This window comes from Bacillus sp. FJAT-22090 (assembly GCF_001278755.1).
Taxonomy (GTDB): Bacteria; Bacillota; Bacilli; order Bacillales_A; family Planococcaceae; genus Psychrobacillus.
In genome coordinates this window covers 2,313,461-2,326,169 of sequence record NZ_CP012601.1, presented here as the reverse complement: position 1 = coordinate 2,326,169, position 12,709 = coordinate 2,313,461, and the positions used below count along the sequence as shown (strand labels likewise).

Below are 12,709 nucleotides of genomic sequence, written 5' to 3'. Positions count from 1 at the left end.
TTGAAAGAAGGTGTACTAAGTGTTGCAGTTATGGGTTTTTTATGGGGATGATTATCAACGGTTAAATTGGGAGGGAAATGATTTATCATCCCTCACAATTGGACCTGGTATTGAGCACGATCTCACGATATTGTCCTACCCTTTTACTCATGGGCCAATAACAGTTAAGAAAGAAGACAATAAGTATTACGTCCATGATGGCAATAAAAAAATAGGAGATATAAGTATAGCGAAAGGCATCACCATTGAACAACGAGAGCGTGTTCTTCGTTTATATATATCCTACTCACCTATTTCATCAAAGACATACTTTATCGACTATGAAAATGAAATATCGTTTAATTGCCAACAAGAAAATGCAACTTTCCAAAGACAAGAAGTCCAGTTTCCAGAAGTGGAGTTTGGACATTTTTCGCTAAATAAAATTGAAGCTGGTTGGATTATTAAGAAAGAATTTAATTGTCCTTTATATGTAAACGGAAAACGTTCCGAATCTAATCATGTTCTCCAAATAGGTGACGTCATACAGTGGGCGTTTATGGAAATGAAACTTGTTGAAAAGGATATGTTGGAAGTCGTTTCTTCGGTAAAATATGAAACTATTCTTCCCGAGATAGACGTACCTAAATCCGAAATACTAAATATATACCCTGAGTATAGACGGACACCTCGGATGATATATGATTTACCAAAAGAAAAGGTTTCCTTATCGTTTCCTACTCAGGAAAGCGATGATAATGGTCGAAGTCTTTGGCTAATTATCGCTCTGCCACTCGTTATGTTAATCGTAATGGGTGTTGTTGCAATTTTTATTCCAAGAGGGACTTATATTATTATTTCCGTTACTTTGTTTGTATTGGTTTTAATCACATCGACGGTTCAATACTTTAAAGATCGAAAAAAACGAAAGTTGAATGCGGAGAAAAGGCGACGAGTATATACTGCTTACTTGAATAATATGCGTCAAGAGCTTTATGAGCTTTCTGAAAAACAAAAATTTGTATTAGAGTATCATTTCCCGTCTTTTGAAGAAATGAAACAAATGACGAAGCAGTTGTCTGGTCGAATCTGGGAAAGAACATTAGACAGTCATGACTTTTTGGAATTTAGACTTGGTACTGGTCAAGCTCCTGCAAGCTATGAGATTACTCTGTCATCTGGTGATCTTGCGAATAGAGAAGTAGATGACCTTCTCGAACAGGCGCAACGAATGGAAAAAGTGTATAAAGAACTCCCAAATGCACCCATTACAACACACTTATCAGAGGGGATATTAGGTCTGATTGGGAAAGAATCGGTTATTAAACGAGAGCTGCAGCAAATTATTGGGCAACTCGCATTTTCTCATAGTTACCACGATGTAAGATTCGTTTGCGTTTTCAATAATAAAGAATACAAAGATATCGAGTGGATAAAGTGGTTGCCACATTTTACGTTACCTCATATGCATGCAAAGGGTTTGATTCATAATGAGGAGACACGCGATCAGTTGCTGTCGTCGCTTTATGAAATAATACGAGAACGTGATGCCGATGAAATGAAAGGGAAAATAAAATTTGCTCCACATCTCATTTTCATCATTACGGATTATTCCTTACTAGCAGAGCATGTCATACTCGAATATTTAGAACGCAAAAATAATAAGGATCTTGGTATATCCGTCATTTTTGCCGAAACTGCACAAGAGAGAATGACCGAAAATGTTCATACACTAGTCCGCTATGTGAATGAACGAGAAGGAGATATTTTAATCGACGCTGGAAAGGCACTAGAAAAACCTTTTCACTTGGATCAATACGAACAGGAGACGAATGAACGTTTTGCTCGTACCCTAAAAACGCTTAATCATCAAATAGGCATGAAAAACTCTATACCAAACTCCGTCAGCTTTTTGGAAATGTTCGGAGTGAAAGATGTAGAAGATGTACCGATAAGCAGAAATTGGAAGACCAATGAATCAGCTAAATCTCTTGCTGTCCCAATTGGTTTTAAAGGAAAAAAAGAACTTGTCCATTTAAATCTTCATGAAAAAGCACATGGACCTCATGGTTTATTAGCTGGTACAACAGGATCGGGTAAAAGTGAATTTCTTCAAACATATATTCTATCGCTGGCCGTTCATTTTCATCCGCATGAAGTGGCGTTTTTACTGATTGACTATAAAGGTGGGGGGATGGCACAGCCATTTAAAAATATTCCTCATCTTTTAGGTACGATCACAAATATTGAGGGTAGTAAAAACTTTAGTATGCGTGCACTTGCTTCTATTAATAGTGAGCTGAAGCGTAGACAGCGTCTGTTTGATCAGTTCAGTGTCGCACATATTGATGATTACACGACACTTTATAAAGAAGGAAAGGCGAATGAGCCCTTGCCACATCTGTTTTTAATTTCAGATGAATTTGCCGAGTTGAAAAGCGAGGAACCTGAATTTATTCGTGAGCTGGTAAGTACAGCACGTATTGGCCGAAGTCTAGGAGTCCATCTGATTTTGGCAACTCAAAAGCCGGGTGGAATCATTGATGAACAGATCTGGAGTAATGCACGTTTCCGTGTTGCATTGAAAGTACAGGATGCATCCGATAGTAAAGAAATATTAAAAAACGGGGATGCTGCAACAATCACTGTTACAGGTCGTGGATATTTACAGGTAGGGAATAACGAAGTATATGAATTGTTCCAATCTGCCTGGAGCGGGTCACCTTATATGGAAGAAACGCTTGAAGGAGAAGACGATGTAGCTATAGTAACCGATCTTGGTCTATATCCGCTTTCTGGTATTGAAACGAATGTGAGCAGGAAAAAGAGCAGTCTAACAGAAATGGAAGCTGTCACTACAAAAATAGCAAAAATTCAAGAGGAATTGTCCATTCAGAAGCTAGCTAGTCCTTGGTTGCCTCCACTCGCATTAAGAATAGAAAGTCCAAAAGAAGAATTAACTACAAAGCTGGCTTTTCCAATTGGAATAATGGATGAGCCGGAGAAACAGAGTCAAACACCAATTGCTTATGACTGGAAAAAGGATGGAAACGTAGGTATTTTTGGTTCTTCTGGATATGGAAAGTCGTACACTTTATTAACGATGCTATTAGGGATTAGTAGTAGGTTAACTCCGAGTGAAGCGCATTTTTATATGTTAGATTATGGGAACGGTTCGTTGCTACCGCTTCGACAGCTTCCCCACACAGCGGATTATTTCACGATTGACGAAGAGTTAAAACGTGAAAAGTTAATAAAATTAATGAAAAAAGAAATCTCCGAAAGGAAAATAGCGTTCCAACAAGCAGAAGTTAGTAATATTCATATGTACAATAATCTGACTGCAAAGCCATTACCGCTAATTTATATCGTTGTGGATAATTATGATATTGTCCGCGAAGAGATGGAAGAATTGGAAGCACAGTTAATCCAATTCGCACGAGACGGGCAATCTCTGGGAATTTATTTATTGATTACGGCAACAAGAGTGCAATCTGTAAGACAGTCACTAATGAATAACTTAAAAACAAAAATTATTCATTATTTATTTGATACGAGTGAAGCTTATGGAATTGTAGGTCGAGTTCCATTTGATTTGGAACCATTCCCTGGAAGAGCTATTGTTAAAAAAGAGGATGTCAAATTTGCACAAATTTTCTTGCCTGCAAGTGGTGTGGATGATTTTGACGTATTGGAAGCAATTAAATCCAAAGTTCAATCTTTAATAGCTAAATATAGCGAGTATGAACTTCCTAAACCAATACCGATGCTACCTTTCGAATTAACATCCATCAGCTTTCCTGTTTATATCGATCGTAAAAAAGAAAATGGAATTGTTTCAATTGGATTAAATGAAGAAACGGTTCGTCCAGTGACAATTAATTTCCAAAAAAATCGTCATTGCCTTCTTGTCGGGCAAGTTCAAAGAGGAAAAACGAATGCGTTGAAATGGATTATTCAAAATTTAGAAGAGCAGGAAACAGGCTTTATTGCAGTATTTGATAGTTTCGATCGTGGATTGTCCATGTTTTCAGAGGAATCAAAAGTAAATTATTTAGAAACGAAAGAGGCTCTTGTTAACTGGGTCACACATATCGAACAATATTACGTGAATGTAGAAAAAGAGTATTTAGAAAGTTTACAACAAGGAAACGGAACACCAAAGATAGTGCTTTCTTATTTCATTATCGATGGCTACACAAGATTTTTACAGCTTGCAGATCCTGGTATACAAGATCGACTCTCCAAGCTGATGAAAAAGTATTCACATTTAGGATTTAATGTCATTGTTTCTGGTAATAACGCTGAAATCACGAAAGGATATGATGCATTTACAAATGAATTGAAGCTAGTCCGACAAGCACTTCTATTTATGAAGAAATCAGAGCAGACATTATATACATTGGCATACGAACGAAAAGAAGCGGAACTTCCGCTAGGATTTGCACATTATATTTTAAACGGGAATGCTACAAAAGTTCTAACCCCGTTATGCAAGATTGAGAGGAAGATCGTTCAATGAAAACGACGGATAAAAGTAAAATGTGGAAACTGATTGCGGGAATATTGCTCATCTTAGCTCTTCCCATCTTATTTTTTCAACTAATGGGTGTAAATATCTTAGATTTAAATACGCCAAATAAGCGAGTAATCGCAATTGTTAACGAAGACCAGGGTCTATCGAAAGAAGATGAAAATGTTGATATGGGAGTGGAGGTTGTTTCCATTTTGGCGGATGGTTCCCCATATAAATGGGAAGTGATGGGACGCGGGGCAGCAGAGAATGGATTGAAATCCAACCAGTATGAAGCAATTGTATACATTCCTTCTAATTTCTCTGAAAATATTATGTCTTATGATCAGCAAAATCCAAAGAAAGCGGAATTCTCTTATCAAGTTCAACGACAGAAAACTGGCGTTCGTAAAGAAAAGGTCCTGTATGAAATTGAATCAGCTACTAATAGGGTGAACGAAAAAATCTCCACACTCTACTGGAGCTATGTTGCACAGGAAATGAATCATATTAAGAAAGAATTTAAGAATATTTTAGGGAAAGAAACAGAATTTTTAACTGCAATGGCAGGCTATTATAAACCTGAGTCCGAAACATTGGCAGAAGAAATGAAAAGACAAAAAGAGCAAATGCAAGGACTACTTTCCCAAATTAGTTCTGCCAATAATGGCTATAATTCTCGTATTCAAAATGCTGATTCTTTTGGTCAGCAAATGAATGGTTTTATCACATATGTACAACAATATAAACAATTTCAAGATACACAAAAAGAAATACTTCAGCAAGTTCAAAACGACAGTCTTGCAAAAATTCATGCTGCTGCAGCAGCTCAAACAGAGCAATTTAATAAATCAGTACAACAACTAGAAGAAAACAACGATAGATTGAATGAAGAAATAGTAAAAGTAAATGGCATTATTGATGAGAATAAAGAAAAATTCAATGCACTATCGGAATTGCGTAAGAGTGAGGTTGATCGACAGCTTTCAGACCTCCTAGTTGTTCAAGGTACAGCAATTGATCGATATAACAATACAATTCTAAGCAATCTAGAAAAAGGTATTGCAGCACGAAAAAGTGGAACTGGAGTACTAGGTATTGAAAATATCGGTACTAATCCACAACTTCTAACAACGATTCAAGAGGAAATGGCACGTAAAGCAACTGTAATAACTGATACTGTGCTACCAAACATGGAAGAGGAACGTGCGAAGGTTAACGAAATATTATCAGCACTTACTTCCTTGAAAGCGAAAGTAGCTGTAACAGACCCAACCTCTACATTGCTAGGAGAGCTGGAGCAACTTCAAGCTGAATTAACTTCTGTTCAAACAGTTATTTCCGAAAAGGAAACAGTTTGGACAAATGCAAAGCAATCAGGAGCAGCTGATTATGTAAAAGCATCAAGTGATTATGCAAGCTTGCTAGAAAGCTACAATTCTGTGTACAGAGAATATGAATCTGTTCAACAAATTTTAAATTCCTATCCTGCAGATACTGCAAAAATTGGAGCCATTATTAAGCAAAAGGAAGAGTCTCTTCTAAAGCATGATCGTTTATCGGCTGATCAGAAAACTAGATTGGAAGAATTATTTACAAAGGGTGCGGCGAATACAGAATTGAATTCGTTGCTTTCCTATTATGCTACCTTGGAACAATTTGAGTTTACACTTAATGAAGGTGGGGGAAGTACGAATAAAGACGCACTTCTAAAGGATGAAATATTAACCGCTCTATTGAAAAATGTGGTGGATATGAATGAACTAGAGCTTGAAAGTTGGACTTCTGTGAGTGATGGAATCCCGGCAACTCAGCTCGGTATGACTGATTTAAGTACTACTTTTGCTGCGATGATGACTGGATATAAGGAAACAGCAGAACAGCAACATGCTTCCTTAGTGAGTGATTTAGATTCTATTGATCAGCAAGCGAATTTGCTTCTTCAGCAAATTCAAACACCTTCCACGATGGGAACAGCCGAACCTTCAGCAACAGTTACGGAAGGAGAAGTAGTGGCAGGACAACAAAATGTAAGCAATCAACTCCTTAGCTTAAGTGAGATGATTCAAGCTTTATCACAGAAACAAAATAGTTTAGTGAATTACGCCAATGATTTACATGTGAAAGCCGATGGTATTAAAGATACTTCCAATGAATTCAGCAACAAGTGGGAAACAAACGTGGATGCTATGTCCGATTTTGATGGGGACATTCAAGAATTTCTTGCGAATACGTATGTGGATGGTCAAGAGAATGGATATGTGTTCAATCACTTCGTGAATCCGTTAGAAGTTAAAGGGGAAGCAACCTTATCAGATGAAGGAAAAAAAGTTCCACCAGTTATTCTATTTATCATTTTGCTTATTAGCAGTCTACTGATAGGATACTTTACGTATCAAATGAAAGATGGTCCAATCGGTCTACGATTAGGATTAACTGCAATACTTTCTATACTAGTCGGACTGATTATAAGTCTATACAGCATCAACATGTATATTCTAAACGATCAACGAGCAGTTGAGTGGACAATATTCACGATACTCTTGTTGTTGGCGGGTGCTTCCATTATTCGAGCTGCTCTTGAATTTGGTCAATCGGCAGGTTGGATAGCAAGTGTCGCTTTGATGTGTTTATACATCATTCCACTTCTTATCCTTGCTGTTCCAGACATTAAACTTCCAGATGTTCTATCTACTGTTTATATGTCCATTAAATATGAGCCTGAAACAAGTTTTATAGCTGGAGCGATCATAACAGCCGTTATTGCAATAATCATGTTAACCGTTTCTTATTTTATGAATAAAAATAAAAAAGTGGAATCTGCCAAGGCAGCTGAAGCCTATGAGCTTTAAACAATTTACCCTACTGTTTTGTGTGCTAATGATCAGCTGGTTATTAGCACAAACAACTGTGCATGCAAACGAAGAAAAATCTAATAAAGAATTAGAACCTGTTATTTATGAGAAATTGAAGTTCAAGAAAAACACCGATTATTTGCATGATGGTAAAAAGACAGAAATGAAAAATACCATTCCTGAAAAGCAATTTAATATTTATTTTGATGGAAGACGTCAACTTCCAAATCGAGAGGATACGTCCTATTTATTTCAAACTTCAGAACGAGGCGAGATAAGCACAGTTTCAGCAAAAACTTCTGATTTAAAGCTTTTCTCAAATGAAAGCAAAGGGGAAAAAGAGCAATCTGGCACCTCGTTAAATATGGAGGAACCAGCAGGTAATAAGACACGAACGATGATATTACTCGCAATCATCGCAGTAGGTATTGTTATGTTATTCATGGTGTTTATACCCAAAATGGTGAACACTCCTACTACAAATAAATCGATACGTCCATAAACACTCGGGAGAGGGGGAACAGGTTTGTTAGGATATTATTATGCACTTCTTCACAAGAAACAAGAGGAGATAAGAAGACTGAACGAATGTCAGTCATCACTATCAGATAAGCAGGCTCAATTCAACGAAAATGAACATAAATGTCTTGAACCAGAGCTTACAACAACTACTTGGCATGGGACACTTGCCACTAGTTTCGATGAAATTCGGGAAGCCGGAATCCATACTTCTTTTTTAGAGATAGCTGGAGCCCAGTTCGCAGCTGTATTTAGTGCGATTGCTGCTAAAATAGCATCACTCCAAGCTGAAATAGCTTCTATAGAGCAAATAATTGCGAATTTATTAGCCGAAGAGGCAAGGGAAAAGGCATCTAAATAAAGAAGGGAGGGATTTTTTATGTCAACAGAAGTGAAAATTGTGTATGCAGAAGTGGAAGCTCAATTAAGTGAAATGACAAATGCAAAGGATTCGCTTGTACCCACAGCAGAGCCACCTATTACCGGTAATACACTAGATGTTGTTACTAAATTAACGGAGCTTTCAACGAAACTTGAACAGCTATTGACAAAATATCAAACTATTTTAACTACCAATATTCAAACGACGACCAGTTCTGTGGAATTTATGAATGAGACCGATCAAAACATCTCAACGGCTATGCAATGTACAATTGATGGACCAAAGCAGGTGATGCAATGAAAGTATTAGACGTTAACCCCTTTCATGAAGGCTTACAGCGAAAGATTACACTCCTCACTAGACTTGATACGGAGATGAAGTCTATTAAGAGCTCTATCGAAAGTCTTGTTGCATTAGAAAATTCTTTAAAGGGAGAAGGGGGGAATGCAATTAGAGCATTTTATAATGATTGCCATATCCCTTTCTTACAGTTTTTCACTACATTTAAATCTAACTTTGATAGTACGCTTACTCAGATGAAGTCTGCACTGGATGCTATAGAGCCAGATCAAAACGGTTTTATTCGTCAAAGCTTTTTAGAAGGTGAAGTGGAAGAAGGACTTACTGAAATTTCTCAGGTCACTAGTAATCTGACAGATGAATCAAATGCCATCATGGACCAGGTAGCTGATATTGTTGCTCTTCCACATTTGAATGATAGTGGTGTCCAAGACGGCGTAAAAAATGCTCGGAAGAAGCGAGATGATACCGTTACTGATCTAAATGAATTTGATTCGACTCAAACAAATGCATTGTCGCAGGTAGAAGCTGATTTGCTCATGATGGAACTATGGTTAATTGATCTAGAAGGAATGATGAACGACGGCTTGACGGATATTGACTTCCCGGCCGATCGTTGGGCAGAATATACGCAAAGTCACCCATTAAAAACTGAGCTTGAGAGTCGAGTAGGAGACACGGACAACGTAGATGCAGAAGGGAAAGAACAAGATCCAGGAAATGTGTCGTCAGCAAATCCTCAAGTGAAAGAGTTGAAAACTGCAGTCGATATGGCCAAAAGAGCAAATACTGCAATAACAGGTGGTGTCTCTGCATTTGGAATGTATGTAGCTGGTAAAGAAGGTGGATTGAGCACCTCAAGAGTATTTAATCCAAAAACTGGCACGTACTCATATAGAATCAATGCAACAGGCAAAGCAATGAGACATCTGGGAGTAGATTTAGATTCTAAAGCATTTAAAGAATTAATGCGTAATGTTCCAAAAGGAAATAAAAAGTGGTCGCCAAAGCATTATGAAATTGCAGCAAACAATACAGTTACGCTTAAATATGGTTCGAAGAAGCCTGGACAAAGTGGTTGGTCAGGTACTGGGGATGCGGCATTGAAAAACCATCCTTCGCTTGCATATTGGAATGACCAGGCAACAAATGTTCAAAAAGCTAAAACCGTTGGGGCTGCAACACTAAAAGGAACTGGAAAAGCTTTTACAGATCTTGTCGATGTCAAAGGAATGGTATCAAGTGGACCACTTAAAGGGGCAGGAAAAGCACTTGGTCCAATAGGAGCAGGATTAAGTTATTACAGTAATTATTCAACTGCAGTAGATGCAGGATTAGATGGTGGAGAAGCACATGCTCGTGCAGCTTTGGATACAACAATTGATGTTGCGGTTGGAGGAGCGGTTCAAACCGCATTTACTGCAGCTTTCACCGTTGCCATCCCAATTCCAGGTGTAGGAACGGCAGTAGGTGTGGGACTTGGTATACTTGCGAATGTTGCATTAAATACTAAATTTGGTAAAGAAGACAAATCAGTAATGGATCATGTAAAAGGATGGTTCCACTAATAAAGAAAGAAGTGATTAGAGTGAAACTTAAAGAAGAAGACTTTGAAGTATTAAGAGGTCCGATAGAATCCGGTAGACAAAGTCCTGGAAATTTAGCTTTTGTTCTAATTATCGGTATATTTTTACAAGCATTGCTATATGCCCTTGAATATTTTATGGCCGCTGATTCCACTATTTACCCGTATAAAGATGAAATACTTACAGTACATTTTTGGATAACGGTTGTATTAATAGGATTATCTTTGATTTATGCAATTCCTGCGGTATATAAACGAAGTGAGAAAATGCAGTATTTGCTATCGATCATCGTTACGCAAAACATGTCTTCTATTCCATTTCTAATAATGTCGTTATTTTTAATTGGAAAAGAAGGGGAAGGTTTAATTGCTACTAAAGACTCACTTCTTAATTTCACATTTATTATTTTATTTATAGGATTACTGGTGTTTTTAGCTACCTTTATCCGTTTTTATATTCTTTTGCAAAAAGGCCATTATCGTAAAGGCTCCAAAAAGGGAGAAATACGAGGTCGATTTGAGACTACATCTTATATTCCAGCAGCGACGATTGCAGGTATTGGTATTGTTTTTATTATTCAATACATTGCTCGAAATTCAGCCATCGATGATTTGAATATGATGATTCTTATTGTGGGTGGTATTCTCACATTTTTTGTCATGCTTTTCATACTTCCCGAGCAGCTCGTTATTTGGTATTGTAAGCATCGATTTAAAAGCTTTAATTTTAATGAGCGTAGTTATATAAAGATGCAGCAACTCAATTGAAATGGAGAGTGCTTTCCAAGCTTGGGAAACTAAAGGAAGCAGATTTTATAGTACTTAGAGGACCTCTTGAATCTGGAAGACAAAGTCCTGGAAATTTGGCTGGCACTCTAATTCTGGCAACATTTTTACAGGCATTACTTTTTTCTTTAGAGTATTTTATGGCAGGTAAATACACCTTTTATCCATATAAAGATAAAATCCTTATGGTACATTTCTGGATTACTTTAGCAATAATTGTACTTTCTCTTATCTATTCAATTCCGGCAGTTTACAAAAGAAGTGGTAAGATTCAATATTTGCTCTCTATACTAGTCTCTCAAAATCTTTTTTCTTTTTCGTTTTTGATTAGTGCATTATTTTTAATTGGAATGTATGGGGAAGGAAAGAAGCCTAATTCAGAATCCCTTCTAGATATCACATTTATCATACTGGCAATTGGTTTGTTAGTCTTTATTACCACTTGCATTCGGTTTTATATTTTATTACGTAAAGGGCATTACCGAAAAGGTTCCAAAAAAGATAAGATGAGAAGTAAATTTGAGACAACTTCTTATTTACCTGTTGCAATTTTGGCGGGTCTGGGAATCGTTTTTATTATTCAATATATTGCTAGGCAATCTGCGATAGATGATTTGAATGCATTCGTTACTATTGTAATGGGTATTCTATTATTTTTTATCATGCTTTTCATACTTCCGGAACAGCTTGTCATTTTATATTGTAAGTATCGATTCAAAAGCTTTAATTTTAATGAGCGCGGTTATTTAAATAATAGAGAATCTTTATAAGAAAGGATGGATAAAAGATGGGGATCGGAATGTATTCATTAGTGTTTGACAATGTGTTGACATATGAGGTGGAGCAGAAAAAAGAAGATTGGCAAAATGGCGTTTATGAGATAGAGGAATTTATGCTTAATAAAGATGTGTACAAAAACGGCCCTGTATTATTTTCATTTGAGCAAAATCGAACAGACGAAAAATTTGGTCGCTTCACATACTACTTGCCAATCAGTAGTCCGGTAGTTTTAAGTGATGAAACGGATTTTAAATTTCAAGAATCATTCGTATTGGATAGAGCGTTATTACTACGTCAAGCAGATCAAGAAATAGATTTTTATGCAGCTTATGAAAAAGTGAAATCTTATGCTCGAGCCAATCAAATAGAAGTAGAAGATACATATTATTGCGTATTACTAGAAGTTTACGGTGAATATATTATTGATTTGTATGTACCGATAAAAGGACAGGGTGATGAAGGATGATTGCTGAAAACCATCAAATTGCTTACCGAAATGTCGCATCTAAACTCTATAACTTTTTACCTGAAGAAATCGATATTGCGCTAAAAGACTTTGATACGATTTTAACCGATCATGGTTATCATCCAACGGGTCCAATATTTTTTACAATTATTAGCGATCCAACAGCTGAAGTCATGACTGCTGAATTATTTTTACCAATTGCAGAAACTCAATTTTCTATTCCAAAAGAAGAGGAAGTAAATTTCCGTAGCTATTTTTACGTCAACAATCTATTAAGCACGAGGATCATAAATGACTTTGATGAACAATCTCAAGTGAAGTATTGGGAGCTCTTCGATTATATGAATGAGCACAACATGACCCAAAAAACCCCCGTATTCGTTCAATTCAAAAAAACAAACTCCAATCGAACATACGCCGAAATGAGCTTAGGCGTACTATAAAGTGTGAGATGTTTACAAGAATGTTACTGGTGCCAGGCACCAGTAACATTCTTGTAACATTTACGAAATATATTGTCTAGTGATTATATATTAAAATTGTA

General features: G+C 36.8%; 10 protein-coding genes. All 10 read left to right on the top strand.

Features of this window, described 5'->3' with window-relative positions; translation table 11 throughout:
- The first annotated feature begins 19 nt into the window (after positions 1–19).
- Genes essC through AM499_RS11710 form a run of 10 tightly spaced genes read left to right on the top strand, consistent with a single transcriptional unit; the run spans position 20 to position 12,608 of the window.
- A complete protein-coding gene (gene essC, locus AM499_RS11755; protein ID WP_053590394.1) occupies positions 20–4,501 on the top strand; it encodes a type VII secretion protein EssC in 4,482 nt (1,493 codons plus the stop codon).
- Positions 4,498–7,344 (top strand): type VII secretion protein EsaA, encoded by a 2,847-nt coding sequence (gene esaA, locus AM499_RS11750; RefSeq protein WP_053590393.1) that lies wholly within the window; start codon positions 4,498–4,500, stop codon positions 7,342–7,344. Before essC ends, esaA begins: the two co-directional genes overlap by 4 nt.
- On the top strand, positions 7,334–7,849 hold the full coding sequence (locus tag AM499_RS11745; protein WP_053590392.1) for a type VII secretion EssA family protein: 516 nt from the start codon (positions 7,334–7,336) through the stop codon (positions 7,847–7,849). Before esaA ends, AM499_RS11745 begins: the two co-directional genes overlap by 11 nt.
- Before the next feature lie 24 nt (positions 7,850–7,873).
- The gene (locus tag AM499_RS11740; protein ID WP_053590391.1) at positions 7,874–8,227 is read left to right on the top strand and encodes a YwqH-like family protein; all 354 of its coding nucleotides are present in this window, start codon (positions 7,874–7,876) and stop codon (positions 8,225–8,227) included.
- An 18-nt stretch (positions 8,228–8,245) separates the two neighbouring features.
- Complete coding sequence (locus tag AM499_RS11735) at positions 8,246–8,548, top strand: YwqI/YxiC family protein (protein WP_053590390.1); 303 nt, start codon at positions 8,246–8,248, stop codon at positions 8,546–8,548.
- On the top strand, positions 8,545–10,116 hold the full coding sequence (locus AM499_RS11730) for a ribonuclease YeeF family protein (protein WP_053590389.1): 1,572 nt from the start codon (positions 8,545–8,547) through the stop codon (positions 10,114–10,116). The genes AM499_RS11735 and AM499_RS11730 overlap by 4 nt, the downstream gene beginning before the upstream one ends.
- A gap of 20 nt (positions 10,117–10,136) precedes the next feature.
- Positions 10,137–10,901, top strand: coding sequence for a hypothetical protein (locus AM499_RS11725; RefSeq protein WP_231687447.1), 765 nt, complete (start codon positions 10,137–10,139; stop codon positions 10,899–10,901).
- The gene (locus tag AM499_RS11720; protein ID WP_231687446.1) at positions 10,898–11,689 is read left to right on the top strand and encodes a hypothetical protein; all 792 of its coding nucleotides are present in this window, start codon (positions 10,898–10,900) and stop codon (positions 11,687–11,689) included. Before AM499_RS11725 ends, AM499_RS11720 begins: the two co-directional genes overlap by 4 nt.
- A gap of 17 nt (positions 11,690–11,706) precedes the next feature.
- Positions 11,707–12,165 (top strand): DUF5085 family protein, encoded by a 459-nt coding sequence (locus AM499_RS11715; protein ID WP_197275549.1) that lies wholly within the window; start codon positions 11,707–11,709, stop codon positions 12,163–12,165.
- Entirely contained in the window at positions 12,162–12,608 is a 447-nt protein-coding gene (locus AM499_RS11710; protein ID WP_053590387.1) for a DUF5085 family protein, read from the top strand. The genes AM499_RS11715 and AM499_RS11710 overlap by 4 nt, the downstream gene beginning before the upstream one ends.
- Positions 12,609–12,709 lie beyond the last annotated feature (101 nt).